Raw genomic sequence first — 26,463 nt, forward strand, 5'->3', positions numbered from 1 at the left:
TAAGTAATAATTTAAAATACCAAGCAGAGAATGGAGTTGCAAAAAAAGGGAAGCAAAGTTCCCTTTTTTATCAATGCAATTTAAGTGATGGCCGTGCAACACGCCTGAGCTTATCGCCTACCCACAGCAATCCGGTCAAAATCCAGCCATGAACCGCAGCTTGGTGCATCCGATACAAAGAAGCATAAATTAATTTTGCGCCACGCCCTTCTACATAGTAATTACGCTGCGGCCCGACTATTGCGGCCAAACTCCCCACGGCCGTATGTTTGCCTAACGAGACCATCATCCCTTGCGGCTTAAATTGAAACGGCTGCACTTCTGCACCCTTGATTTGCTGCTCTAAAGCCCTTGCGAGCCATTCAGCTTGCTGATGCGCCACTTGCGCCGTCGCAGGCAATACCATGCCATCATTGTTGGGCGACAATGCTGAACAATCACCCAAAGCATAAATGTGTTTATCGGTTAAAGTTTGCAAGGTACTAGTCACTTCAATTTGGTTTAAGCGATTGGTTCTTAAACCCAAAGTACTTAACCAGTCAGCTGCCTTTACACCAGCGACCCAAACACGAATATCGCTTTCGATTTCACGCCCATCAGCGAGGACAAAGCCACGCTCGGTGACTTTGGTCACTCGGCTATTGGTCGCAACTAAAATACCGCGCTGCGCCAAAGACTCCGTCGCGTACTCAGATAACGATTCTGGTGCCCCCGCCAAAATCCGCGGCATCCCTTCAATAATGGTGATTTCAAGCTGCGCCGGGCTCAATTCAGCACCATAAATATGCATTTCTCGAATGGTGTGATCAATTTCAGCGGCAAGCTCGACCCCGGTTGGGCCTCCGCCGACGATACCAATATTCAGTTTTTTAACCGCATTGCCCGAAATACCGACTGCAAACGATAAAGCCAGTATTTTTTTGCGTAGTTTTTCGGCATCCACTGGATTATTCAAGAACATACAATGTTCTTGTGCACCTTGAGTACCAAAATCATTGGCAATCGCGCCCAAAGCCAGTACCAAATAATCGTAAGCAATTTCGCGCGGCGCGACAATTTCATCGCCTAAATCATCTTGCACACTGGCAATTTGAATCATCTTGCGCTCGCGATCAATCCCCGCCATCCAACCAAATTCAAATTGATATTGATTACGCCAAGCATGACCGAAGTAATTCACCTCATCTTCGCCCGTATTGAGCGCGCCAGTCGCCACCTCATGCAGCAAAGGCTTCCAAATATGTGTGGCCGAGCCATCCACCAAAATAATCTTGGCTTTTTTAGATGCCCCTAAAGTTCGCCCCAACTTAGTCGCCAATTCCAGACCACCAGCACCACCACCAACAACAACAATACGCGGAATTTTTGTATTCATAATGGCTACTCCAGATATGACATGACGGGATGAAATCTCAAGTGAAGTATACCGTGCGCCATATAAAAATGTAGTATTAATACGTATTAATTGGTGGTTTTTTGATTTTTAATACCAAAACTCAAACGGTCTGAAAATTGAGATTGTTCGGCATGAGCAATAAGTATATTCATCCATGTCATATAAATAAATGGCCTGAGAAATATACCCACTCAAAACTAATGAGACGACAGCACTCGCTCCAGCAAAGATTTCACCATCGCAGGCTCAAATGGCTTATCGCAAATACCAGAAACGCCGGCCTGCTCGACCGCCGCCAAACGGCCATAATCTTTCTCGGAAGACACCATCAAAATAGGAATATGACTTTGCCAACTTTGTGTTCTGACATATTCAACTAATTCTTTACCATCCATTTCGGGCATATTGTAATCAGTAATCAAGAGATCGAATGTATTCTCTTCAAGAAGTAACTTTCCAGCGTGGCCATTTTCAGCCTCAGAGATATTGCGAATCCCCATGTTTTCGAGCACTTTACGCATGTAATTTCGTGCAGCACGTGAATCGTCGACCACTAACACGCGAACAAACTCTAAATCAATTTCATGCTGATCCAGTGAATGGTCGACCGACAGATAATCTAATGTAATCATTAGAGCCTGATTCAGAAGCTCGGACGTAAAAGGTTTAGGCAAAATAGCGCAGGCACCAAGTTGACGCACAGGCTCAAGCACTTGAGGGCGAGTTTCGCTTGAAATCAAGATAAACGCCAGATTTTGCGTACTTTCTTCATTCCTTAATTGATTTAACAAGTCAATTCCAGTCATATCCGCCAGATACAATGCGCTCATGACTAAGTTTGGCGATTTATCATCCAGAGGAATCAATAACTCCAAAGCGGCCTTCGCAGTGTCAACGCGTGTCACATGAGTAATGCCCAACTCTGCCAGATAACAGATCATTACCTTGCTTTGCACTAAAGAAGGTTCAATCAGTAAAGTCCTTAAATCGCTCGGCTCATAGAACGAACTCATTATTTATATCCGCCAAAAATATCTACTCTTTATAGTGAGTCATTCAGGCAAGACGCAAGAAAATGACCTATAGATATTGCGGTATCATAACAACTCTGGTTATTTCATTTAGATATTTTAAAAAAGCAGAACAATCGCATTAATCTAGCGATCCGCTCTACTCAATATGACGCCGCAGGCCACTACGCAGCGTCAACACTAATTGTTTGTACGAAGATTTATTTTTATTCACGACTAAGGAGTGCATCAATGTCAATCGAAACTAAAGTCCTTGCCCTATGCGGTAGTTTACGCGCTAAATCAAGCAATAAAGGCTTGCTTCGCTACGCTCAAGCCAATGCGCCAGCAGGGATGAGCATCGAGATTGCCGACCTTTCGCAAGTGCCATTTTATAACTCAGATCTCACTGAACAACCTGCCGCGGTAACCACCTTGCTCGCGCAGTTCGCAGCGGCAGATGCCTTTATTTTTGCCGGTCCCGAATACAATTACTCCATCTCTCCTGCACTGAAAAACGCGATTGACTGGGCTTCACGAGCACCCAACAATGCATTATTAGGCGGCAAAGCAGCAGCCATCATGGGGGCTGGCGGCGGCATGGGCACCTCGCGTGCGCAATATCATTTACGACAAGTTTTCGTATTTGCCGACATCCATCCATTAAATAAACCTGAAGTGTTTGCCAACGCGTTTGCTGGACAATTTGATGCCGATGGCAATTTAATTGATGAAAAAATTCAAAACAATGTGAAAGCTCAGCTTGAGGCTTTGGCCGCGTGGTCGCAGCAACTGCGCAAATAATCTACGCAGCTAGCAAAAATAAAAAAGCCGATCAGTAGATCGGCTTTTACGTATATCAATGTAGTCCTTATATATTAAAGGCTACATAGTAATACCCTAATTATTTATCGCTCAAGGCATCAACACCTGGTAATGCTTTACCTTCCAAGAATTCAAGTGACGCGCCACCACCCGTTGAAACGTGGCTAACTTTATCTTCCAAGCCCGCTTTTTCGACTGCAGCTACTGAATCTCCGCCACCGACAATCGTGATCGCGCCAGTCGCAGTCGCGTCCACCAAGGCATGTGCAACCGCAAAAGTACCTTCTGCAGAAGCATCAATCTCGAACACGCCCATTGGACCATTCCACAGAACGGTTTTAGCTGATTTAATAATGTTTGCATAAGTCGTGCGTGTGGCCGTACCAATATCAACGCCTTCCTGATCTGCCGGAATCGCGGTTGATTCCACTTGCACCAAACCATCCAAAGTACGCGCATCAAAGTTCAGCGCTCGCGTTACCATCGTGTCGCTTGGCAATACCAATTTGTCGCCCGCTTGCGCCATTAATTCGCGCGCCAAATCGACTTTGTCGTTTTCGCACAATGATTTACCAATCTCATAGCCTTGGGCTTTGAGGAAAGTAAACGCCATACCGCCACCGATAATCAATTTGTCTACTTTTGGTAGCAACGCTTGAATCACGTCGATCTTGCCGGAGATTTTTGAACCACCAATAATCGCCACTAATGGACGCACTGGATTGTTGACGGCTTCGCCCAAGAAATCGAGTTCTTTTTTCAGCAAGTAACCCGCTGCGCGTGGCAATTCAACACCCACCATCGATGAATGAGCACGGTGTGCAGTACCAAACGCGTCATTGATAAACACATCACCCAATTTGCTCAAGCTAGCGCGGAAAGCTGCAACTTTAGCAGGATCTGCTTTCACTGAATTACCATCTGCGTCTTTGGCTTTGCCTTCTTCTTCAATATGGAAACGCACGTTTTCAAGCAACACGACTTTTCCTGCTGGCAAGTTAGCGCAAGCCGCTTCAACTTCAGCACCAACACAATCGCTCAAGAATTCAACAGGGCTACCTAGCAATTCAGTTAAACGAGCCGCCACCGGTGCTAGGCTGTATTTTTCAACTTTCTGACCATTTGGACGCCCCAAGTGCGACATCAAGACAACAGATGCTCCTTGTGCCAAGGCATAACGAATTGTCGGCAGTGCCGCACGAATCCGTTTATCACTTTCAACTACGCCATTTTTAACAGGAACGTTAAAGTCAACGCGAATCAGGACACGTTTACCAGCCAGATCGAGGTCTTCAATAAACAGCTTAGCCATGCGTTTTCTCCGTAAGGGGGAATAAATTTGTATCAGCTTATGATTGTAACAAGAACCTTGGGCAAAAACGTTGTCTATGCTCAGTTTTTCTCACCGCAAACTGACTTTACTACGTATTAATACTAGAAAACACCCGCCAAAGCAGTCCAAAGATAAATAGTCAGCGATAGAACACCCGCAAACCTTTATAATAAGCGCGCTTAAAAAGGAAACAATCATGCCAATGAAGAAATATGAATTAGAGAAACGCAAAGCCGAAAAGCTCCATAACGACTTGAGCGCAGCAAATGCCCCTGCCCGTTTTGGCCACGCGGCGGGCACAGTGCTCGACAAAAAAGAACAACGTAAACTCGACCAAGCAAAGGGACTCGTGCCATTTGCTTGCAAACTAAATCAAGATCTGATCAAGCAATTGCACGAAGCCTGCACGGCACGTGAGATTTCAGTCAATGATCTGGTGGCTGAGCTCATTCAAGCCGGTCTGAATAAATAATGCAGCGCACCATCTTTGATACACCGATTATCCGCGATGTGATGCCCGGTGTTTCGAGAATATTCTTTAAGCTGATTGGCTGGAAGGTCGTCGGTGATTTTCCAGCCATCAATAAATATGTACTGATTGCTGCGCCACATACCAGCAACTGGGATTTCCCAGTTGGCTTGGCCATTTGCTTTCTTGGCGGCAAAAAAGTCTATTGGATGGGAAAGCATACGCTGTTTCGAGGCCCGCTAGGACCAATAGCACGTTGGCTGGGCGGGATTGCAGTTGACCGAAGAAAGTCAAATTCCTTAGTCGAGCAAATTGCTGAAGTCTATCAACACAGCGAGCAATTGATTGTCGCCGTGCCGCCCGAGGGAACTCGCAAAAAAGTGGCGCAATGGAAAACAGGTTTTTATTACATCGCTTTACAAGCTAAAGTACCAATCGTCCTTGGCTATCTGGACTTCGCTAGCAAAACAGGTGGCTGCGGGAAGGTCTTTTATCCTACTGGTGATATCGCTCAGGATATGCAAGAAATTCAACAGTTTTACCACGGCATTCGCGGCAAAAATCCTGATAACCAATAAATCAATTCATTTGCTAAGGACGTAAAAAAACCCAGCTCGCTGGGTTTTTTCTACATCAACAGACCGAGCTAAATTAAGCTGGTTGGATGTTAGAAGCTTGTTTGCCTTTAGGACCAGTAGTCACGTCAAAAGACACTTTTTGGCCTTCTGCGAGAGTTTTGAAGCCTGGAGTGTTGATTTGAGAAAAGTGAGCAAACAAATCTTCGCCGCCTTCATCTGGAGTGATGAAGCCGAAGCCTTTAGAATCGTTGAACCACTTAACTGTACCTTGAGCCATTTTGTATTTCCCTAAAAAAAAAATTTAAAGCACGAAAATCAAGGGAAATGAAGCACTGCGGTACGGCAAGGCCACTACATCACACACATCCACTACTTGAAGATCCTGCAGCACGTATCATGTCTGACTACGCTGCTGCTGGCAAGCTTTATTTGCCAATTTCCGACAAAAAGAAGCTAATCGGCATTTTTTACACTTTATTTCACTCAGCTCTAGCTGTTCTGTGGGTTTGCGGCGCAAAGCAATGCCAATTGTTGCTTTAACTGAACCACTTCCAGCTCTAATTGATCCACTCTCTCAAGCAAAGTCCTATTTGGTAATTCACTAGAGATCGATGGCACTTCACCTGAGAGTAAGTGTGCCCAACGACATTCACGCGCGCCTGCTTGCTTGGGCAGTTGTGCGACCAAAGCACCTGGTTCACGCCCTGCCAACTCTTCCAAAAAGCCCTCTACAGCAGAAATATCAGCAAACCGGTGTAAACGCTCACAATTGAGACGTAACTCCCCTGCCGTTTGCGGACCACGCAACATCAAAACAGCCAATAAAGCCACAGACTGACTCGGAATTTGTAAAGCACGCCCCAGTAAATGCTCGTAGCGCGGCACGCGGCCGCCACTGACTTCATTCACCATATTCAATGCGCGCAATTGATCAATGGCCGCCGCCACATCGCCCTCTGAGGCTTCCAGCACCGGATCTCGACTCGACTTTTGATTGCATCCCGTAACTAAACTATTCAAAGTTAAAGGGTAGGAATCTGGAACAGTGTGCTGTTTTTCAATTAATACGCCTAAGACGCGAGTTTGCAACAAACTCAATGCTTCTCCTTCGTACATCAACATGACCTCTTGGCGAAAAAAAGACCATTATCTATCGCTTTAAGCAAAAAACAAAAACTATAAACAAAACTAATTTCATCCACTTTGGAGACGATGATGCTGAAAACCTACCTATCCCTACTAGCCATCATCGGTTCATTGAGCTGGAACACAAGCTACGCTGCGCTCACCCCGCAACTGGGCTTATGGGAAAGCACTAGCGAGATTCCTGCCGAACAAAAAGCAATGTTTCAAAAAATGCCGCCTGAAGCATTCAAGCAAATGCAGCAATCTGGGATGAAAGTGAATCTATCTGCGGGAACAATCAGTAATACGTTTTGCATCAACCAAGAGCAGCTTTCGAATTGGCATCAAATGGGACAAAAATCAGCACAGCAATGCGATAAACCGCAAATTAGTGACAGTGGCAATGTGGTCAAGATGAATATGGTTTGCCATCAGCCACATCCGAGTAAGATGCAAAGTATCATCACGTTCAATGCGGCACGTGATGCCTATCAATTTGAACATCTCATCCAGTCCGAACAGCACAGCATGACGCTACGCGGCCGTGCCAAACGGCTTGGCGATTGCAAATAAAAGGTCAAATCAGCATGGCGGAAAATACCGAGCTCGAAAATCCACAAGTCATCGATTGGAATGCATTCACTGATTTTCGTGATGGTTTAGTCGATACCGCACCCAAAATCGAAAATTTACTCGCTGAACTCAAACAAACGCCACAAGATTTAAGCCGCATCACCTTACTGTTTCGTTTATTTCATAACATCAAAGGCGATGCGGGCTTATGTCGCCTGCCGTTTGTGATTCCACTGGTTCACGGCGTAGAAACGCTACTTGGGCGCATGCGTACTGGCGAATTACCGTTTAGCGATCTGTTGGCAGAAGTCATCTTACTGACACTAGACCGACTCGAACAAACGATAGAGTTGTTAAGCGAAAATGAGTCTGCTGCCGCGCTAGCCTTACCTGCTTTAGCACTAGGCCTAGAAGGTATTGCTGCACAGCCATTAGAAAATATAGACTCTAGCGCAATACGTCTAATTGAAAATGTAACAGGCTTTCGTCCTGGCCTCAGTGTATTGCCACAACGCAACGCAAGCCTTGCGGTCCGCAATATCGCCGAGCGCCATGAAGACCTGAATTTTTTTCATCAATTAGCACTGCAACTAGAAGCCCGCTCGCCTTTATTCCAAGGCCGCACGGCACGCAATTTAGAACTTGCCCTTGAAACCAATAAGGAAGCCGGCAGCCGAGTCGACCCCGCTCAGTTAGAAGCAGCCGTCTATTTACATGATCTAGGAATGATGTTTTTGCCAGAATCGTCGTGGCTGCAAGTTGAACAACTGAGCCTAGAGGCAAGGGAGAAACTGAAGCTACACCCACAATGGGGCGCAGGATTAGCTGCACGAATGGTCGGCTGGCAAGAGGCTGCCATTATGGTGATGCAACACCATGAAAAACCTAACGGCAGCGGTTACCCGAATCAGTTAAGCCACCATGAGATTGTCGATGGCGCGAAAATTTTAGCCATTATTGATGCATTTGATGCCATTTTGCTCAAACACAGCCACCGTGGTCAGCAGCGCTCGATGTTACGAGCAATTGCAGAAATCAACGCATCTGATCGGCAATTTGCTGCCGAATGGATTGCGCCCTTTAATCGGGTGATTCGTAATATGTTGGAAAATAAATAAGCGCTAATCGATTGCCCGTAATTGCTTTAATCGACCACTTGCGGCCAATTTCGCTAAGCCTTGGTTAAACTGCTCAATCCTTGTAGCACATTGTGGATTTTTAATCGCGCAAACAAAATGCAATTCACCCGCAGCCACTTCAGTCGCGTGGAGCAAAACAAACTCCGCGCGCTCCTGCTTATTAAAATTTTGTGCAATCAAAGCGGTAGCAACCCGTGAATCCATCAATACAAAATCAACTCGGCCGTGCAACAGTGCTTTTAAACTGATCACATCGTTATAAGAGGCCACCGTTTTGAGCTTGGTCTTGTATTGCTCAAATGTTTCGCCATAGCTATATGCTTGGGTAATACCCAAACGATACTGAAGCAGGTCTTCCCAATTCTTCCAGGCAAAATCTCGATGCTGCTGAGTGCCGATCAGAATCGAACGGCTGCGTAAAATCGAATCAGAATAATGCCAACGTTGCAGTCGATCCGTGGTCTTGATATAGCCAAAAGAAAAATAATGATGAGTATCTAAACCATGTTCAACACGCTTCCATGGCTCAAATTGAAATTGGGTTTGCACCCCAACTTGAGCAAATGCTTCTTGCACAATTTGACTTAAATCGCCAAAGCCAGGCGGCGTATTTTCAATATAAGGTGACCAATCACCGACCGTGAGCCTGAGCGTATCCACACTATAGGCAGGTGACAACAGCCCCCATAAGCAAGCCCCCAAAAGCAGCTGGCATAGATCATTTCGCATACTGATCACCCATTTGCAATACAAAAAATAAGGTGTATTACCTTTGGAGGCTTATAAATTATTGCCAATAAAGCAATACCCAACCTAGAATCGTTCATTTCCTTGCAAAAAACGCCACTGACTCTCCGGCAAACTCGCTAGTGCAATGCGGCCAATTCGAATCCGTTTGCAAGCCTGCAGATGAATGCCAACTAATTCGCACAAGGCCGGTAAAAACTCAGGCGCGCCCGCACGCAGCACCACCCGCAATTGCTGATCACTTTGCCGCGTAACTTTGTAGGGTTTAAGCGGCTGTCCATCAAATTTAGTGCGACTATTCATTTGCTTGAGCGCCTCAGCGCTCAGTTCACCTGTAAACCATAACAAAAATTCTTGCTCATTTTCCGTCGCCAAAGTGCGCGCCAAACGACTATCTTGCGTCAAAACCAATAAACCGCTCGCTTCAGTATCCAAACCACACGGTACCTGAAAATGCGGCAAGTGTTTTTTCAGTAAGGCAAAGCCCGTTTTATCTTGCGCATCGCGATGCTCGCTATTGAGTAAGTCAAGCCATGGTTTCCCGGCTGCCTCAGGCCAAGCCGCAAAGCCAACCGGCTTATTGAGCAACAAAGTGATTCGGTCTGGTTGCTTATACGCCGTCATTTTCACGGCAGTAATCGCAATTTTTTGCTCCGCCGTCACCCGACTGCCTAATTGATCAACGACCTGACCATCTACCGTCACCCGACCCAGTTCAATCAATTCATCAGCCTCACGGCGCGAACATAAGCCCAACTCGACCATACGTTTGGAAAGACGAATGAGTTCTTGCGTCATGGAGGCTTCCTTTTTAAAAAATCAGTGTAGTCCGATCAGTAAAGTCCTGCGTCGATTCAAGCTTGCTTTGCATGACCGACGTAAGATTTCAATGATTTAAGCACGTAAAAAACAAAAAACCGGCCCGTAGGCCGGTTGCAGTCACAATACAGTCAGCGATTAACGCGAAGCCGTGCCGACTTGAACAATACGCATGGTATTGGCACCAGAACCAACCGCAGCTTTATGTACGCCCAAGGTTACAACTAATTTGTCACCAGGAACAACCACACCAGCGCGCAATAGTTCAAGTTGTGCGTACGCCAATTGCTCTTCACGATCAGCGCCGATTTTGGCATCAATCAAAATTGGACGAACGTGACGGAACAAGGCCAATTTGCGATAGGTATTGAGTTCTTGCGTAAACACATAGATAGGTACACCAGTGTTATAGCGAGACAACCACAACGCTGAAGCGCCAGAATGTGAAATGCACACAATCGCTTTGATTGGCAATTTGCTAGCGGCATACAGGGCTGACATCGCCACAGCTTCGTCGATTTTGGTAAAGTCAGTCACTTTATCAAATTCAGCTTCTACCTTGCTTTCGCCAGAGCGCTCAGCTTCTAGGCAAGTACGTGCCATGGCTTGTACTGCTTCGAGTGGGTATTTACCTGCTGCAGATTCAGCAGACAACATTACCGCATCAGTACCATCCAATACCGCATTGGCACAATCGGAAACTTCTGCGCGCGTTGGCACTGGGCTTTCGATCATTGATTCCATCATTTGCGTCGCAGTGATGGTCAATTTGTGCATTTTGCGCGCCATTTTGATCATGCGCTTTTGCAATGCAGGCACAGTGGCATCACCGACTTCAACCGCCAAGTCACCACGTGCCACCATGATGCCTTCGGAAGCCGCGAGAATTTCTTCCAAATTAGCAATCGCTTCAGTGCGTTCAATCTTGGCAATCAAACCGCCGTGACCACCCGCAGCGCGCAATAAAGTGCGTGCCATATACATATCAGCAGCTGATTTCGGGAATGATACGGCGATGTAATCGGCTTGCAATGCCGCTGCCGTTTTAATGTCTTCCATGTCTTTGGCAGTCAACGCCGGCGCCGTCAAACCGCCACCTTTACGATTGATACCTTTATTGTTCGACAGTACGCCACCCATCGTCACCGTCGTGAACACTTTCGCGCCAACGACAGAATCAACGATCAATTGAATTTTGCCGTCATCAAGCAACAACTCAACGCCTGGCTCAACATCGTTTGGCAATTCTTTGTAATCCAGACCCACAGTGTCTTGGTTACCCAATTCGCATTCCGCGTCCAAAATAAATTTGGCGCCTTTTTTCAATTCGATTTTGTTTTTTTCAAACTTGCCAACACGGATTTTCGGTCCTTGCAAGTCAGCCAACACCGCAACCGATTTGCCTAATTTGGCGGCAATTGAGCGAACCAAAGCGGCGCGATCGGTATGATCTTGCGCGGTACCATGTGAAAAATTCAAACGTACCGTATTCACACCGGCAGCAATCAGGCTTTCGAGCACCGCTGGATCATTCGACGCTGGGCCGAGAGTTGCTACAATTTTTGTACCGCATTGCATACTTTAAATCTCCAATCAATGGCAAAAAAAACTTAGGCCAACAATACGCGGGTCAAGCCCGCTTTAACATGATAAAAAACAGTAAATCCTGAAATGAAATCAATTATTTTGCAGCGAAAAGATACATGTTTACACAAGAACTCTAAGAAGCCAAAAATACACCACCCATGTATTAACACATGCGCGTTACAGTAATATGCCTACAATGATATACCCCTAATGGCTTTCAAACCACTAAACGCTATTTTTTTGCGCTCACGCCACTTGCCCGTTTCGCCGCGGTTTTCTCCGCCGATTGATAAGCCAAGTAAAACCGATTCACCGTCGACACATAATCAACCATGCCTTTACTCACATGATTTAACGCTACTTTTTCTACATTCCCAACCCATACATTCGGATCTAATCCCTGTGCTTTCGCCCGACTCCGAATCTGCTGTAAACGCCCTTCTCCGGCGTTGTAGGCGGCAATCATAAAATAAAGTTGATTGTCTTCAGTGATGCCCTGTTGACTGTACATTTTTCTTAAGTACGCTAAATATTTCGCCGCAGCGGTGATATTACCTTCGTTGCCATGCGGATCGCTCACCCCCATCGCGCGCGCCGTTGAGGGATTAATTTGCATCACCCCTGTTGGGCCATTTTTACGAACTACAGGATTTAACTTTGATTCTTTTTGCCCTATCGCAGCAAGCAACATCCAGTCCAAATTATTAGCCGCGGCAATCGATTGAAACATCGGCACAAAAAATCCCAACTTATCCAACGGTGCAATCGCTTCAGAACGTGCTGCTTTCGCGTCTTGCGCTAAGTAGCGTTGCGTCAGGCTGATCGCCTTTTCCATCGGCATTTTTTTACTTGCCACATAGCGATTAATCAGCGTCAACAATCCCTCATCGCTTGGGCGAACCGCCCACGTTAATGGCACTTTTTCATTCAGACAACTGCCAATTTGCAGAGACTTAAACCGCGGTGCCCATAGATTTAAAATCGTTTTACTCGCCAAGGTGTAATTGGCTTGACCAGAATTGATCTCAGCCAACTGCGTTTCGACAGAGCTACCAAGTGGCGGCTCTTCCAAAGTGATTTTCAGATCAGGATGAGCGTCCAGTAAACGCCGCCCCATGCTGGCGGAACTCAGCACCAATGGCTGCTCGGCCAGATCCTCCAAACGACGGATTGTGCCCTCTTTGGGGCCAACCAGACACCACTGATCGAATGCATAGGGTTCAGAGAATGACACAATCGAGCGTGCGCCCTCAGTCAAAGGCATCAAACCGGCGGCAATGTCACCCTTGCCCGCCAATAAAGCGGGAATCAGCTCACCCGACTCAATCGGGATAAATTGCAATCGAATCGGCGGTAATCCCTTCGCACGATTGCGGTTGAGTTCTGACTCAAGCCCGCTAAGCAAAGCATACTCAAGACCATGCGGACGACCATCTTTTAAAAAATAGGTCGACGCACCTAAGCCCACCAGTACCCGAATTCGGTGCGGTGGATTTTCTGTATCGAATTCGCCCGCTTCGGCTAAAGCACTGCTGGCTTTCAGCGCAGGATGGGTGCTTTTTGCTTGTGCGGCATCGATTTTGACTGGTTTTGCGCTCGGTTTCTTCGCCCAAGAAATGGCGGAAATACACGCAAAAATAAGGCACAGGGCGATCTGTTTCATCCTGCGGCTCCGTATGAGATGGTCATGATTCTAATCGCTAACGTGCTCAATACCCAACACACCCGTATAATCGCGGCTTAAATTGCAAATTAAAGAGTCTGTTATGCCTTTGTTACTGGTTGAAAATGCCCACCTCGCCTTTGGTCACTGGCCGCTGCTCGACGGCGCAGCCTTGGTGTTAGAGCCAGGAGAACGAGTGGGTTTGATTGGCCGTAATGGCGCAGGCAAGTCGTCTTTACTGAAAGCAATTGCCGGTGTGCAAAAGCTGGACGAAGGCACAATTCGTTTTGTAGACAACGCTAAAATGGCTTTTGTTCCACAAGAGCCAATGCTCAATCCAGAACATACGGTGTTTGAAGCCGTCGCCGAAGGTCTTGGCAATATTCGCCAAATTTTGCTCGATTACCACAATGCACTCGACCACCTTGATGACACCCAAGAGAGTCTAGATCGTCTGACCGAGATCCAGCATGAACTAGAAAGCCAAGATGGCTGGCGTCTTGATTCATTGATCTCAACCACCATGTCGCAGCTTAGCTTGCCAGCGGACACGCTGATCTCTGCTTTATCAGGTGGCTGGAAAAAACGCGTTGCCATCGCGCGCGCCTTAGTCACTGAGCCACAAGTGCTACTGCTGGATGAACCCACCAATCATTTAGACGTTAGCGCGATTGAATGGCTAGAAAGTATGTTAAAAGCCTTCGCTGGCAGCGTTTTGTTTATTACGCATGATCGACGTTTTTTGGATAACGTTAGCAATCGGATTATTGAACTTGATCGTGGCAATATCACCAGCTTCACTGGCAACTTTGCCGCTTATGAAGCAAAAAAAGAAGAACTGATTGCCCAAGAAGAAGTCAACAATAAAAAATTCGATAAAGATCTGGCCGCAGAAGAAGTATGGATTCGTCAAGGCATCAAAGCCCGCCGCACCCGCAACGAAGGCCGGGTTCGTCGCCTTGAACAATTACGCCGCGAACGCTCGGAGCGCCGTGAGCGACTGGGAAAAGTCGAGTTTCAAGTCGATTCTGGTGATCGTAGCGGTAAAATTGTGGCGGAACTCGAGAACGTCAGCAAAGCTTACGGTGACAAAGTGCTGATTAAAAACTTCAGCACGCGTATTTTACGTGGCGATAAAATCGGTTTAATCGGACCGAATGGTGCCGGAAAAACCACGCTGCTGAAAATGATTTTAGGCGAACTGGAGCCCGATACAGGCACAGTCAAAGCAGGTACTAAAATTCAAGTGGCCTACTTTGACCAATTTCGTGAGCAACTGGATGAAGAAAAATCAGTGGCTGACTCGGTTAGTCAAGGCGACGACTTTGTCGAGATCGGCGGCCAGCGCAAACATATCATGGGCTATTTGGAACAATTTTTGTTCCCTGCCGAACGCGCACGCAGCCCAGTCAAATCACTATCAGGTGGTGAGCGCAATCGCTTACTGCTCGCCCGACTGTTTACCCGTCCAGCCAACGTCTTGGTGCTTGACGAGCCAACGAATGATCTCGATATTGATACGCTCGAATTGCTAGAACAATTGCTCGATGAGTATCAAGGTACGGTGTTCTTAGTAAGCCATGACCGAGCTTTTTTGGATAATGTGGTAACACAAACCATCGTCTTTGAACCCAATGGACAAATCATCGAAAACGTCGGCGGTTATCAAGATTGGATTGAAGCGAAAGACCGGATGCTAGCCAGCCGCGCAGAACCCAGCAAAACCGCCCCCACCAAGGACAGCAAGCCTGTTGAACGAGTAAAACCGCAAAAAAACAAACTAAGCTTTAATGAAACGCGAGAATTAGAAAATCTACCCAAAGTAATTGCCCAATTAGAGCAAGAACAAGCACAATTGCAACAATCTTTGCTTGATTCGGCGATTTATCGTGATTCTGCTGATAAAGCCAAAGCAATGCAGGCTAGAATCGACGAAATCGATACCTTGCTCCTCGAAAAAATGGAACGCTGGGAAGAATTAGAGGCCAAATAAACAGCATGCTGAAGTTGTTACGTCCAAAGCAATTAGCCAAAAAAACCAATCACAATACACTTCGCGTATTGCGTATTGGTTTATTGGCTTTCTATGGCGTCACCGTACTACTCGTGCTACTGACCTTAACTTGGATCACCATCCGCGACTACCATCAAACGATGCAAGAGGCAGAAAAATACAATCTGTCTCTGGCTCGCTCTTTAGATGAGAACGCCACTCGCGCGTATGTCTCAACCGAACAAGCAATGCAAAACATCATCGAAGACATTGAGCGCCAAGGTGGTGTAGAAAAATCTGATGAATATGTGATGCACTTGCTGCTCAAAGATAAAGTGCGTTTAACCCCGCAAATTCGCGGCATTATTACAATAGCCCCCAATGGCGTACTTCATAGCCACGGATTGGAATACCCTGTTCGCAAAGTCTCACTATCAGACCGTAGTTATTTCGCCTATCACCGAGATTTTGATTCAACACGACAATACATCAATGAACCGATTCTTTCTCGTACCGATGGTAAATGGTTACTCCCGATCACCCGTAGGATCAATTTACCAAATGGCGAATTTGGTGGGGTAGTCCTATCGGGGATGGAGCCCACTTACTTCCTAAAATTTTATGACTCGCTACAACTCCCACAAGGAATGAAGGTTGAGTTATTGCGCAGCGATGGGATTATCCTAGTCAATTATCCATTTAATGAAAGCAAATTGGGCTTAAATGTTCGCAATAATGACCCATTATTTTTTGAGCAGCTCCGTTTAAAACGCAGCAGTACTTTTATTCAAAATGAAAATGGTGAAAAGCTAGTTACTTTTATTGTTAATCAAAGTGATAACCCACTGATTATTCGCTTGTCGTACGATGTTGATTCAATTCTCGCGTCATTTAAATCACAAACCCATGTCCGAATTGCGCTCGCTGCCGCACTGATGTTAGTCATTTCGATTCTAACATTTATATTAATGCGGCAAATTAAGCGTGCCGAAGAAACAGAAGCGCGTCTGCATTTGACTCAATTTACTGTCGATGAATCACCTGATATGACGCTATGGTGTGATGAAACAGGCAAGATCACTTATGTAAATAAAAGCATGGTCAAACAATCTGCCTATGAGACAGAAGAAATCGATCAACTCAGTTTCACCGATTTATTCACTGAAATTACATCAGATGAATGGCAAAAACTCTTACTACAATTACAAGAAAACAAGCCAACTAGTTTTGAAGGTTTGCTCAAAAACGCTTTGGGTAAAATCATTCCGATTGAAATTTCATTATCTCGAATTCAATTTCAAAATCAGTTTTATATTTGCTGTACGGCGCGAGACATTTCCTCTCGTCGTGAAGCTGAGCAAGAATTGCGCCGCCATCGCGACCATCTACAAGAAATGGTCATGGAACGTACCGCCGAAATACGCACGGTGCTAGATGCCAGCCCACTCGCGATTATGCTATCCATGCGTGGCGTAATTCGGCTCGTCAACCCCGCTTTTGAACTACTGTTTGCTTACGCCGCGAGCGATATTATTGGTTTACCCACACACCAAATTTTCTCATCTACCGAACGATTTAGTGAAACCAGCCAAATCATTTGGAGCAAAATTGCCAGCGGTGGCGTGTACCGAGGAGAAGCAGAGCTTTATCGCCGCGATCATTCACCATTTTGGGCAATGATCTATGCCAAAGCCCTAGTCCCCGGCGATATGTCAAAAGGCCTGATTGCAGTGATTGAAGACATCACATCTCAGCGGATTGCAGCACAAGCACTACGCCAATCTGAGCGCCTAAATCGCACGATTATTGATCAAACAGCGGATGGCTTTTTACTCATTGATGCGGGGCTGCGTATTTGCGATGTCAACCGCTCATTTACCCGCCTTCTGGGCTTTACCCGCGAAAATCTAATTGGCCGCCGCCCAGAAGAGCTCTGGCCAGATAATGCGGCGCGGATTTTTCCAAGCAATCTGTCTGAATTGATTGACAAACCACAAGCCCCTATCGATTTAGAGTTAAATAATGTCGACGGAAAAAGTCATCCATTCTTGGTTAATAGTGGTGTAGTGCTGGATGATCAACATTCAATTGAACACGCCTATGCTTTCTTTACCGACATTACGGTACTCAAAAAAATTGAAGCACATTTAGTCGAAGCCAAAGAAGCGGCTGAAAGTGCGAATTACGCAAAATCATCATTCCTTGCCAATATGTCGCATGAATTGCGCACGCCGATGCATGCAATTCTATCATTTTCTGAAATGGGTTTAGGCAAGACCCAAAATCAGGAGATTGCAGAAAATGTTAATTTATACCGCTATTACGAACGCATTAATGCCTCTGGAAAACGATTATTAGTATTGCTCAACGATTTACTCGATATGTCACGGCTAGAAGCCAATAAAATGACATATGACAAAGCCAGTTATAGTTTGCAGCAAGTTGCCCGCTTGGCATGTAATGAAATCAGTTCACTCATTAATAGCAAGCAATTACAATTAAACATTCAAGAACCCGAATTTGAATCAAGCGCAAATTTTGACAAAGCCCGCTTAACTCAAGTACTAGTGAACTTATTATCAAACGCAATTAAATTCAGCCCAGTTGGCGGTATGATTGATATTCACTTTATCAACTCAGCCAAACTCAAAGATGGCCAAGCTGCAATTGGCATCAGCGTACGCGATTACGGCCCCGGCATTCCAGAGGAAGAACTCGAGTATATCTTTGATAAATTCATTCAAAGTACCCGCATCCGCAACGGTGGCGGTACAGGACTAGGACTCGCGATTAGCCGCCAGATTATCAATGATCATCAAGGGCAAATTGTGGCCGAGAATCACCCGGAAGGCGGAGCTATCTTTACTGTATTACTCCCCTGCGAAAGCAACGCTCTTGATGGTGCTTAAATTAAAAGCGCGCTGTTTTGACCAATCGGCAATTCACTCAGTCTATTCGTAATAGCGTTTATGGTTTTGCTTCGCGCGACAATCGCGTAGAATTGAGTGTTTTTCCCCTTTGACATCAATACCATGCCGGATATCATCAGTGAAGTGGCGCGCCGCCGTACTTTCGCCATCGTCTCCCACCCCGACGCGGGTAAAACCACCCTCACTGAAAAACTGCTCTATTTTTCAGGCACGATTCAAGCTGCTGGTACGGTAAAAGGTAAAAAAGGCGGTAAGTTCGCCACCTCGGACTGGATGGACATCGAAAAGCAACGGGGTATTTCGGTTGCTTCATCGGTGATGCAGTTTGATTACCGCGATCACGTCGTCAATCTACTGGACACCCCAGGTCACCAAGACTTCTCGGAAGACACTTACCGCGTGTTGACCGCGGTCGACTCGGCCTTGATGGTGATTGACGCGGCCAAGGGTGTAGAAGCGCAAACGATCAAGCTACTCAACGTCTGCCGCATGCGCCACACGCCAATCATCACCTTCATGAACAAGTACGACCGTGAAGTACGAGATTCGCTGGAGCTGCTCGACGAAGTCGAAAGCGTACTCGAAATCCGCTGCGCGCCGATTACGTGGCCGGTGGGAATGGGTAAAACCTTCCGTGGTGTGTATCACATCCTCAAAGATGAAGTGATTATCTTCACGCCGGGCAAAGGCCCGCTCGACGAAGTCGAAATCATCAAAGGGATTGATAACCCACGTCTGGATGAATTATTCCCGCTGGAAATCGACCAAACCCGCATGGAACTCGAGTTGGTTCGCGGTGCTTCGCATCCCTTCGTACTCGACGAATTCCTTGATGGCACACTCACACCGGTATTTTTCGGCTCGGCGATTAATAACTTCGGCATTCGCGAAATCTTGAATGCCTTGGTTGATTGGGCGCCACAGCCCTCAGACAGTGCTGCGATCCAACGCGCGGTATCACCAACCGAAGAAAAATTCTCGGCCTTTGTCTTCAAAATCCAAGCCAATATGGATCCAAAACACCGCGACCGTATTGCTTTTTTACGCGTATGTTCGGGCGAATTTACCCGTGGAATGAAGTTCAAACATTTGCGTCTGAACCGCGACATCGCCGCCAATTCGGTAGTGACGTTTATGGCACAAGGTCGTGAGCAAGTAGAAGAAGCTTACGCTGGCGATATTATTGGTTTGCCTAATCATGGCAATATCCAGATCGGCGACTCGTTCTCCGAAGGCGAATTGCTGTCATTCACCGGCATTCCCTACTTTGCGCCAGAAATGTTCCGTATCGTGCGAATCAAAAATCCGCTGAAAATTAAGCAATTGCAAAAAGGCTTGCAACAGCTCGGCGAAGAAGGTGCCGTGCAGGTATTCAAACCACTCAATGGCGGAGATCTAATTCTCGGAGCTGTAGGGGTATTGCAGTTTGAAGTTGTCGCATCAAGGCTGCTGAACGAATACGGTGTAGAAGCCATGTTTGAATCGACCACAATTTACACCGCACGCTGGGTGTCTTGTGATGACGCGAAAAAAATCGCTGATTTCGAAAAAAATCTGACGAATAATCTCGCGCGCGATGCAGCAAATAGCTTGGCCTACTTAGCGACTAGCCGTGTCAACCTTGATTTAACAATGGAACGTTGGCCCGAATTGCGTTTCCACGCTACGCGGGAACATGCTGTAACACTATAATAGGTATATCTTTGGATGCAGCTTTTTGTCTTAGCTGCATCCATATACCCATACAAGAACAAACGTCTTTTCGCCGAAAAATTTCTGCTTACGCACATCGACCAGCTCCAATCAGTCGCAGAAATCCAATACCAAACCGCTTTTTCTGCAAGATAAGGTTGCCTAGCAGCTAAAATTCAGCAATCGAATCTCAACCGATAAAATCCGCTATGGCGCGCCTTTTTGCTTGTTTACTCCTTTTTTTTGCTAGCACCGCTTTTGCTTCGCAAGTCGATTTATTGCTTGGCAAATCCAGTACGATAGCCAGTGCAGTTGAATCGGAGATTGCCCCCAATGACGAACGCGATCGGCTGATTCAGCGATTAGAATTAGCGCAAAAGCAACTCACCGAGCTAGACAACAACCCCCAAGCACCCGACCGAGACATGAATCGATTCTGGATCACCCTGTCGATCTATGCTTATCAACAACACATCGCCGCACTGGAAGGGCTCGATGCGCTCAAAGCCCCTCGCGCAAATAATCAAGCAGCCAGCCGCACCAGCAATAGCGTACAACTGCAACAAGAACGACAAATTATCGAACAAGAAATCAATGTGCTGAGCAGCGGCCTCAAAGCACAAGAAACATACCTCAATACCATCCATGATGAATTAGAACAAGCGCAAGCGGAGCTGCGCTTGGTACAAGGTCAATTTGAAAAAGCACCGCCGCAAAGTACCCAACGCAGCCAACTGGCCAGCAAAATGGCACTCGCGCAGCGTAAAGTAGCGACTTGGCTGGCCACATTGGCCAGCATTGATGCGCGCCAGCAATTTAATCGTGCCCGCTTACAAGAACGTCGTGAACAAATCCTCACACTAAATAATCAAATTGGGAATGATCAAACCAAATTACAATCCGCCTTACTCGATGCTAATCTGCAAGCCATGCAGGATCAGCAGCAAAAATACACACAACAACAAAGTCTGCAACTCAATCGTGAGCAAGAGTTACGCCGTCAATTAGCCGCACTCAAACAGCAACGTGAGGCATTGCAAACAAAAATCGACAATCCTAAAACCAAGCATCCCGAGCAGTTGCAAGCGCAGTTACAAGCTTTAGACCAACAAGAACCCATACTATTGCATCAACTGGAAACGCTTGCGATTCAAACAGGCATCCTCACCGATCTGATGATGGTCAACACGCTGGATATTACATTTTGGAAAAAACGGCAGGCACTAGCGAATAATCACTCGCAAACGGAAGTGCAAAGCTTGAATGCCGCAGTAGAGGACTGGTTGGTCACCCTGCGTGATATGCAAAATGCAGCCCAAAAATCAGCCAATATTGCACAAGATCAGCTAGATCAATTACAAAAAATCGGAAATAGCTCAGCCGAAGTCATCCAAGCATGGCAAGAGCGGGAACAAATTTACCGGAATGCAGCCACCGATTTTCGACATTCAAGTGAGAAATATCAGCGCTGGATCAGCGATGCCTCACCGAAAGATAAAACACTTGCGATGCGTTCCGACTATTGGCAAGGCCTCATTCAAAGCAAGTTAACCGCTATTTGGAACTATGAATTATTCAGCGTGAATGATTCGGTGCAGGTTGATGGGCAAAATATCTCGCTCACGCGCGGCGTCACCGTTGGTAAAGTGTGTATTGCGTTATTACTGATTACGGTTGGTTTTGCCCTCTGTATTTTGAGTAGCAATTTAATTGAACGATTAATACTGAAATACACCCAATGGGCTGAGATTTCCGTCCGAATCGCCAAGCGCTGGCTGCTCTCGGTCGCCTTTATTATCTTATTGATCAATTCTTTATTAATCGTGCAAATCCCGCTGGCTGCATTTGCCTTCTTAGGTGGTGCGATTGCAATCGGCTTGGGTTTTGGTATGCAAACGCTGCTCAAAAATCTAATTAGTGGTTTGATGATGCTACTAGAGCGCCCATTTCGCCCTGGCGACACGATTGAAGTGGCTGGAATTCGCGGTACGATTGTCGACATGAGCGTTCGCGCAGCAGTCGTTCGTGACGTCAATGGCATTGATACCTTGGTGCCGAATAGCACTTTCCTAGAGCAAAATGTCACCAATTGGAGCTATACCACCAGTATCATCCGGCAAGGTTTTCAAGTCGGTGTCGCTTACGGCAGTGATTTACGCTTGGTCGCCAAATTACTAGAAGAAGAAGTCAAACGGCATGGCCAAATTGTTGCAGATAAAAATCCAGAAATATTATTAGAGAACTTTGCCGCTGATGCGCTGACGTTCGGCGTGTATTACTGGATTGATATCGGCGCGGGCATTATTGGCCGACAAGTGGCGAGCGATTTACGCTTTATGATTGAAGCGAGTTTCCGTAAACATGGCATTTGCATCGCCTTCCCTCAACGCGATGTTCACCTTGATCTGACTAGCCCTGTCCGTGTGCAACTTGAAACCACATCCACACCCCCCAATACGAAGCACGATGATTCGCTAGGCCACACTCATGCAAAATAAATCACTGCCCAATATCGAATGGACGGCCGATGAAGCTGCGGTTTTTCAGCGGCTGACTCAACACCGGCAATCAACCAGTGCCGAGCTGATTAAATATTGTGCTATCCAAAACCCACAAGGCTTAGTTGCCACAATGCAGCAAAAACTGGCGGGTACCGAGTGGCAAATATTCAGTAGCGTAATGCGAACTACTGATCCCAAAAAAATGCCTATTGCTTACTATCGACTTTTACGTAAACCACTGAGCAGCTTAAAATAAGCCTAAGGTCTGTTGAGGTTTGGTTTCCCGCCGCGCTGGAGCGATTTTCGTGCATATTTACCTAGATGGTATTGATTTTGCTTGCTATTTTGGATGAAGTTTTCAGTTAAGCAATTTTCCTAAGAGGTGCATCATGGATCTTTCTGCCAAATCGATTGCAGGGCATATAGCCAGCATCAAAACGGATACCCTCAGCCCCTTACTCAATCCCAAAGCAGGTAGTAGTTTTGACATCGCCCAATTGGCCAGCGGCTACATCAACAGTCAGTCAGGGCTAACAGGAGTGGCTGGCGTCGATACCATACCCGGACTATCCGCAATCGGTCGTAATATGACGCTCAGTGATCCAGAGTCGGCCTACAAAATGATGACCGACATTAATCGTCGCTCAGTCGAGTATAAGGCACAATATGCCGCGCTCTCTGATATGCAAACTGGCGTAGGCCAGTTAAGCCAAGCAGCAGAACAATTAGGGGAAATCACGGCGACAAGCTCTTTTGCCACTGTCAAATCTCAGTTACAACGCTTTGCAGACCAATACAATAGTTGGCGACGCGAGTTCGATACTGATAGCCAAGATCCCGAATTACTTGGCAATACCCAAGCCGCGCAAGCAGCGCGCCACACGCTGCAAGCCAGCATCAGCAATCCATTTCATGGCGCGAATCAAGGACTACAAGGATTAGCAGCACTCGGACTAGAAATTGACCCCGTGACTCAAATGGCTAAGCTTGATGTCGCAAAGTTCGAACAAACGTGGGCGCAACAGCCTGCAAATGCAGCGACGGCAATTAACGATTTCAGCAGCCACTTTAGCGCCGCGGCAAAATTGCTCAGCGCTAACGGCAATTTTTTCCAAAAACAACTGAGCAATTTAGATCGCGCGATTGACTATATTCAGAGCAATCAAAGTGCCTTACAGGCTGAATTTGGCCTTGGTGATCCGCCCAAATTATCAAATCGGCTCAGTCAAGCACTCGCTGAATATCAGAAAATACAGACTGCTTTCACATAAATCAGATGTATTACCATGAAGGTATTGATAATATTGACCTAGATAGCAATACATCAAGCATTTTCATCATTAGGGTTATTCCTAGCTTTAGTTTGCTTGACGCCACGACCACTATCCTGACATGATAAAAAGATGAACTCGATCAAACAAACCCTTGCTGTAATTTCTTATTACTGGTGGCGCCTTTAGGCGGCACTGGGTTTGTGTATCTATACAAAACCTGCTGCCGGATTCGGTGACAGGTTTTTTGTTTTTTGCCCTCCCCTCATCCGGCAGCTCCTCAATTTAGGAGCAATCTCATGTCGATATCGACTAGCCCGAGCATCATTGTCACTGGTGATCGCACCACAGGCCCCTTACATCTCGGCCATTTTGCTGGTTCACTACAAACACGTTTAACATTACAAGAAAGCCACAATCCATTCATTTTATTGGCTGACACCCAAGCGCTTGCCGATCATCAAGGAGACTACCGCGCGGTGCGCCAAGCGGTGCTCGACGTTGCACTTGATTACCTTGCTGTTGGTATTAATCCACAAAAATCAACCATTCTGATTCAATCGATGGTGCCCGAACTGGCTGAGCTCTCGTTTTACTTGCTCAATTTAGTCTCGCTAGCACGCTTAGAACGCAACCCAACAGTGAAATCAGAATTACGTGCTAAGGGTTATGAAGGCCAAGATCGCAATATTGCCGCCGGATTTTTAAGCTACCCCGTCAGCCAAGCCGCCGATATTACGGCACTACGCGGTACATTGATTCCAGTCGGCGAAGATCAACTGCCAATGATTGAACAAACCAATGAAATCGTGCGTCGCTTTAACCGCATGGTCGGCGAGAACATCCTTAACGAATGCGAAGCGCTTTTATCCAACACCACTCGGCTGCCCGGCATCGACGGCAAAGGTAAAATGAGCCGTACCGCAGGCAATCACATCGCTTTATCGGCCAGCAGCGACGAAATCAGCGCAGCCGTGAACCGGATGTACACCGATGCACAACACCTCAGCGTAACGAGTCCAGGCCAAATCGAAGGCAATGTCGTGTTTGCATTTTTAGATGCGTTTGATAGCGATATCGAGCACGTGAACGAACTTAAAGCCCAATATCAACACGGTGGCTTGGCAGATAGCGTGATTAAAGCCCGTTTAAATGACGTACTACAAGCGCTGATCGCCCCCATTCGCACTCGTCGAGCCGAATACGCTCAAGACCCTGATGCGGTGCTATCGATGCTGCTATGCGGCTCAGCCAAAGCACGGCAAACCGCGGCACTCACGTTGCACAAGGTCAAAACAGCGATGGGAATGTACTATTTTTAATTAATGATTTCACCAAGCTGTCGTTTATCTATAAATACTCTATAAAGAAAGCCGATACCGATATGCCTCGCCGCTGCTGAACTTTGCTTTTCAGCACGCTCAAGCAATTTTCGCGGCGAATCAAAGCGTAGCATCTGCACTTGGCTTGCTGAATTTAGTGGAAGAAAAACGATGCCTTTACAACTCTTGATTGTTGAGCACGATAATGACTCTAGCAGGCAACTGCGCTTAGCTTGTTCCGATGGATATGAAATCCACCAAGCCAACACAGGCATAGCTGCGCTGGCCTTGCTAAAGCAGTTGCAACCCGACATTGTGGTGATTAATGTCGATATACCTGATATCAGTGGCTATGAAATTTGCCAAGCGTATAAAGCCCAGCAAGCAGACTGCTATGTGCTGTGTATTTCACAGCACGACCACCGCGCCGCTTACAGCGCCGCCTATGAGGCTGGCGCCGATGATTTTATTAAACACCCTTTTGAAACAGGTGAATTGCAGCAAAAGTTATCGGTATTCAAACGCCATTACGACGCAATTGAGCATTTACAATCTTCAATCAAAACCGCCACGGATACCGCGCTGCAAGCCATCTCCAATACAGCAGAGCTCGGTACTTTAATTAACTTCTTCAAAAAATCATCACTAGCGAGTAATAAAACCGATTTACTGGCCGCATTAGTACAAACAGCTAGCCAATTTAATTTGCAAGTCGCAGCACAAATCCATCACAAAAATCAACTCACTACGCTCAATAGCAACGGTCGTAGCAGTCCACTAGAAGAGCATATGTTGCAAACCTTGGCGCAAGATTCGCAGCGAATTTATGAAATGGGTAAGCGACTAATTATTAATTTCCCCCGAATTATCTTGCAAGTCAAAGCAATGCCCACTGAGCAGCCAGAATTATGTGGACGATTACGCGATCACATCGCTATCTTGGTTGAGGCTGCCGAAAATCGTTTTGATGGTATTCTGAATGAAGAGCAAATTCGCGGGCAGCAAGCGCTCACCTTAGATGCAATCGGCTTAATTCAAAAATCAATCCAAAAATTAGAAGAAGAATACCGCCAGCAAGCGGGTTCATCGATGCGATTATTTACTGAACTACAGGATAAATTTGAGCAAAAAATGGTCTACTTAGGGCTAACCGACTCGCAAGAAGGTGCCCTATTTGACATGATTTCGCACAGCCTACAAGAAGCCACCCAAATTTATGACCAAGGCTTATCACTAGACGATGAGTTTTCACATGTGATTGCGACTTTACTGTATCTGACCCAGCAATCACCCAATGCGGCAGAAAAAGCAAGGCTCAGCACAGAAAGCTCCGATGACATTATGCTATTTTAAGCTCGATAACAGACACGCTTCATCCTTAGGGTCTGCTGAAATTTGGCTGCTTTGAGGCAGGTTTCAAATACGACACAACACTTTGTGCCGCACCATCAGCCACAATCAGCACCAATACGGCAGGCAAACTCAAACAG

Annotated in this window: 22 protein-coding genes; 13 read left to right on the forward strand and 9 right to left on the reverse strand. The window is 46.4% G+C overall.

Annotated elements, in window-relative coordinates; genetic code table 11:
* Window positions 1-70: 70 nt before the first annotated feature.
* Both GM173_RS06565 and GM173_RS06570 read right to left on the reverse strand, forming a co-directional pair.
* Entirely contained in the window at window positions 71-1,375 is a 1,305-nt protein-coding gene (locus tag GM173_RS06565) for an NAD(P)/FAD-dependent oxidoreductase (protein WP_203570563.1), read from the reverse strand.
* Window positions 1,376-1,593: 218 nt separating this feature from the next.
* On the reverse strand, window positions 1,594-2,409 hold the full coding sequence (locus tag GM173_RS06570) for a response regulator transcription factor (RefSeq protein ID WP_203570564.1): 816 nt from the start codon (window positions 2,407-2,409) through the stop codon (window positions 1,594-1,596).
* A 249-nt stretch (window positions 2,410-2,658) separates the two neighbouring features.
* On the opposite strand from GM173_RS06570, the gene GM173_RS06575 reads away from it, so the two are divergent.
* Window positions 2,659-3,210: an NADPH-dependent FMN reductase gene (locus tag GM173_RS06575; RefSeq protein ID WP_203570565.1), complete on the forward strand. Its 552-nt coding sequence runs from the start codon at window positions 2,659-2,661 to the stop codon at window positions 3,208-3,210.
* Window positions 3,211-3,310: 100 nt separating this feature from the next.
* Here the strand turns inward: GM173_RS06575 and GM173_RS06580 are convergent, their stop codons facing one another.
* Window positions 3,311-4,543 carry a phosphoglycerate kinase gene (locus GM173_RS06580; RefSeq protein ID WP_203570566.1) on the reverse strand — a complete coding sequence of 411 codons (1,233 nt, stop codon included), beginning with the start codon at window positions 4,541-4,543 and terminating at the stop codon, window positions 3,311-3,313.
* Window positions 4,544-4,760: 217 nt separating this feature from the next.
* Here GM173_RS06580 and GM173_RS06585 point away from each other — a divergent pair, with 217 nt between their 5' ends.
* Together GM173_RS06585 and GM173_RS06590 are read left to right on the forward strand one after the other, a co-directional pair.
* Window positions 4,761-5,036, forward strand: coding sequence for a hypothetical protein (locus tag GM173_RS06585; RefSeq protein ID WP_239078410.1), 276 nt, complete (start codon window positions 4,761-4,763; stop codon window positions 5,034-5,036).
* Entirely contained in the window at window positions 5,036-5,611 is a 576-nt protein-coding gene (locus GM173_RS06590; RefSeq protein WP_203570567.1) for a lysophospholipid acyltransferase family protein, read from the forward strand. The genes GM173_RS06585 and GM173_RS06590 overlap by 1 nt, the downstream gene beginning before the upstream one ends.
* A gap of 73 nt (window positions 5,612-5,684) precedes the next feature.
* Here the strand turns inward: GM173_RS06590 and GM173_RS06595 are convergent, their stop codons facing one another.
* Together GM173_RS06595 and GM173_RS06600 are read right to left on the reverse strand one after the other, a co-directional pair.
* On the reverse strand, window positions 5,685-5,888 hold the full coding sequence (locus GM173_RS06595; protein ID WP_203570568.1) for a cold-shock protein: 204 nt from the start codon (window positions 5,886-5,888) through the stop codon (window positions 5,685-5,687).
* 212 nt (window positions 5,889-6,100) lie between these two features.
* Complete coding sequence (locus GM173_RS06600; protein ID WP_239078411.1) at window positions 6,101-6,709, reverse strand: YceH family protein; 609 nt, start codon at window positions 6,707-6,709, stop codon at window positions 6,101-6,103.
* Window positions 6,710-6,826: 117 nt separating this feature from the next.
* On the opposite strand from GM173_RS06600, the gene GM173_RS06605 reads away from it, so the two are divergent.
* Both GM173_RS06605 and GM173_RS06610 read left to right on the forward strand, forming a co-directional pair.
* Window positions 6,827-7,309, forward strand: a complete 483-nt coding sequence (locus GM173_RS06605) for a DUF3617 domain-containing protein (RefSeq protein WP_203570570.1) — start codon at window positions 6,827-6,829, stop codon at window positions 7,307-7,309.
* Window positions 7,310-7,323: 14 nt separating this feature from the next.
* Window positions 7,324-8,427, forward strand: coding sequence for an HD-GYP domain-containing protein (locus GM173_RS06610; RefSeq protein WP_203570571.1), 1,104 nt, complete (start codon window positions 7,324-7,326; stop codon window positions 8,425-8,427).
* Window positions 8,428-8,430: 3 nt separating this feature from the next.
* On the opposite strand, the gene GM173_RS06615 is transcribed toward GM173_RS06610, so the two are convergent.
* The 4 genes from GM173_RS06615 to GM173_RS06630 all read right to left on the reverse strand — a co-directional run bounded on the left by GM173_RS06615 (window position 8,431) and on the right by GM173_RS06630 (window position 13,264).
* A complete protein-coding gene (locus GM173_RS06615) occupies window positions 8,431-9,177 on the reverse strand; it encodes a substrate-binding periplasmic protein (RefSeq protein ID WP_203570572.1) in 747 nt (248 codons plus the stop codon).
* A gap of 84 nt (window positions 9,178-9,261) precedes the next feature.
* Entirely contained in the window at window positions 9,262-9,993 is a 732-nt protein-coding gene (locus tag GM173_RS06620; RefSeq protein WP_203570573.1) for a pseudouridine synthase, read from the reverse strand.
* Window positions 9,994-10,152: 159 nt separating this feature from the next.
* Window positions 10,153-11,592, reverse strand: coding sequence for a pyruvate kinase (pyk, locus tag GM173_RS06625; protein ID WP_203570574.1), 1,440 nt, complete (start codon window positions 11,590-11,592; stop codon window positions 10,153-10,155).
* 241 nt (window positions 11,593-11,833) lie between these two features.
* Complete coding sequence (locus GM173_RS06630) at window positions 11,834-13,264, reverse strand: MltF family protein (protein ID WP_203570575.1); 1,431 nt, start codon at window positions 13,262-13,264, stop codon at window positions 11,834-11,836.
* Between the two features lie 103 nt (window positions 13,265-13,367).
* On the opposite strand from GM173_RS06630, the gene GM173_RS06635 reads away from it, so the two are divergent.
* The 8 genes from GM173_RS06635 (at window position 13,368) to GM173_RS06670 (ending at window position 26,326) form a co-directional block, all read left to right on the forward strand.
* Window positions 13,368-15,257: an ATP-binding cassette domain-containing protein gene (locus tag GM173_RS06635; protein ID WP_203570576.1), complete on the forward strand. Its 1,890-nt coding sequence runs from the start codon at window positions 13,368-13,370 to the stop codon at window positions 15,255-15,257.
* 5 nt (window positions 15,258-15,262) lie between these two features.
* On the forward strand, window positions 15,263-18,166 hold the full coding sequence (locus tag GM173_RS06640) for a PAS domain S-box protein (protein ID WP_203570577.1): 2,904 nt from the start codon (window positions 15,263-15,265) through the stop codon (window positions 18,164-18,166).
* Between the two features lie 123 nt (window positions 18,167-18,289).
* Window positions 18,290-19,879 (forward strand): peptide chain release factor 3, encoded by a 1,590-nt coding sequence (locus GM173_RS06645; protein ID WP_203570578.1) that lies wholly within the window; start codon window positions 18,290-18,292, stop codon window positions 19,877-19,879.
* Between the two features lie 209 nt (window positions 19,880-20,088).
* Window positions 20,089-22,377, forward strand: coding sequence for a mechanosensitive ion channel domain-containing protein (locus GM173_RS06650; protein WP_203570579.1), 2,289 nt, complete (start codon window positions 20,089-20,091; stop codon window positions 22,375-22,377).
* Window positions 22,367-22,636 (forward strand): hypothetical protein, encoded by a 270-nt coding sequence (locus tag GM173_RS06655; protein ID WP_203570580.1) that lies wholly within the window; start codon window positions 22,367-22,369, stop codon window positions 22,634-22,636. The genes GM173_RS06650 and GM173_RS06655 overlap by 11 nt, the downstream gene beginning before the upstream one ends.
* Window positions 22,637-22,769: 133 nt before the next feature.
* Window positions 22,770-23,651: a flagellar filament capping protein FliD gene (locus GM173_RS06660; protein WP_203570581.1), complete on the forward strand. Its 882-nt coding sequence runs from the start codon at window positions 22,770-22,772 to the stop codon at window positions 23,649-23,651.
* 299 nt (window positions 23,652-23,950) lie between these two features.
* Window positions 23,951-24,973, forward strand: a complete 1,023-nt coding sequence (gene trpS, locus GM173_RS06665; RefSeq protein WP_203570582.1) for a tryptophan--tRNA ligase — start codon at window positions 23,951-23,953, stop codon at window positions 24,971-24,973.
* A 171-nt stretch (window positions 24,974-25,144) separates the two neighbouring features.
* Complete coding sequence (locus GM173_RS06670) at window positions 25,145-26,326, forward strand: response regulator (protein WP_203570583.1); 1,182 nt, start codon at window positions 25,145-25,147, stop codon at window positions 26,324-26,326.
* The last annotated feature ends 137 nt before the right edge of the window (window positions 26,327-26,463 follow it).

This window comes from Deefgea chitinilytica (assembly GCF_016881405.1).
GTDB lineage: Bacteria > Pseudomonadota > Gammaproteobacteria > Burkholderiales > Chitinibacteraceae > Deefgea > Deefgea chitinilytica.

Excerpts from the sequence above, each read along its gene's own strand:
- GM173_RS06565 (WP_203570563.1), bottom strand. The coding sequence starts at position 1,375 with ATGAATACAAAAATTCCGCGTATTGTTGTTGTTGGTGGTGGTGCTGGT.
- GM173_RS06570 (WP_203570564.1), bottom strand. The coding sequence starts at position 2,409 with ATGAGTTCGTTCTATGAGCCGAGCGATTTAAGGACTTTACTGATTGAA.
- GM173_RS06575 (WP_203570565.1), top strand. The coding sequence starts at position 2,659 with ATGTCAATCGAAACTAAAGTCCTTGCCCTATGCGGTAGTTTACGCGCT.
- GM173_RS06580 (WP_203570566.1), bottom strand. The coding sequence starts at position 4,543 with ATGGCTAAGCTGTTTATTGAAGACCTCGATCTGGCTGGTAAACGTGTC.
- GM173_RS06585 (WP_239078410.1), top strand. The coding sequence starts at position 4,761 with ATGCCAATGAAGAAATATGAATTAGAGAAACGCAAAGCCGAAAAGCTC.
- GM173_RS06590 (WP_203570567.1), top strand. The coding sequence starts at position 5,036 with ATGCAGCGCACCATCTTTGATACACCGATTATCCGCGATGTGATGCCC.
- GM173_RS06595 (WP_203570568.1), bottom strand. The coding sequence starts at position 5,888 with ATGGCTCAAGGTACAGTTAAGTGGTTCAACGATTCTAAAGGCTTCGGC.
- GM173_RS06605 (WP_203570570.1), top strand. The coding sequence starts at position 6,827 with ATGCTGAAAACCTACCTATCCCTACTAGCCATCATCGGTTCATTGAGC.
- GM173_RS06610 (WP_203570571.1), top strand. The coding sequence starts at position 7,324 with ATGGCGGAAAATACCGAGCTCGAAAATCCACAAGTCATCGATTGGAAT.
- GM173_RS06615 (WP_203570572.1), bottom strand. The coding sequence starts at position 9,177 with ATGCGAAATGATCTATGCCAGCTGCTTTTGGGGGCTTGCTTATGGGGG.
- GM173_RS06620 (WP_203570573.1), bottom strand. The coding sequence starts at position 9,993 with ATGACGCAAGAACTCATTCGTCTTTCCAAACGTATGGTCGAGTTGGGC.
- pyk (WP_203570574.1), bottom strand. The coding sequence starts at position 11,592 with ATGCAATGCGGTACAAAAATTGTAGCAACTCTCGGCCCAGCGTCGAAT.
- GM173_RS06630 (WP_203570575.1), bottom strand. The coding sequence starts at position 13,264 with ATGAAACAGATCGCCCTGTGCCTTATTTTTGCGTGTATTTCCGCCATT.
- GM173_RS06635 (WP_203570576.1), top strand. The coding sequence starts at position 13,368 with ATGCCTTTGTTACTGGTTGAAAATGCCCACCTCGCCTTTGGTCACTGG.
- GM173_RS06640 (WP_203570577.1), top strand. The coding sequence starts at position 15,263 with ATGCTGAAGTTGTTACGTCCAAAGCAATTAGCCAAAAAAACCAATCAC.
- GM173_RS06645 (WP_203570578.1), top strand. The coding sequence starts at position 18,290 with ATGCCGGATATCATCAGTGAAGTGGCGCGCCGCCGTACTTTCGCCATC.
- GM173_RS06650 (WP_203570579.1), top strand. The coding sequence starts at position 20,089 with ATGGCGCGCCTTTTTGCTTGTTTACTCCTTTTTTTTGCTAGCACCGCT.
- GM173_RS06655 (WP_203570580.1), top strand. The coding sequence starts at position 22,367 with ATGCAAAATAAATCACTGCCCAATATCGAATGGACGGCCGATGAAGCT.
- GM173_RS06660 (WP_203570581.1), top strand. The coding sequence starts at position 22,770 with ATGGATCTTTCTGCCAAATCGATTGCAGGGCATATAGCCAGCATCAAA.
- trpS (WP_203570582.1), top strand. The coding sequence starts at position 23,951 with ATGTCGATATCGACTAGCCCGAGCATCATTGTCACTGGTGATCGCACC.
- GM173_RS06670 (WP_203570583.1), top strand. The coding sequence starts at position 25,145 with ATGCCTTTACAACTCTTGATTGTTGAGCACGATAATGACTCTAGCAGG.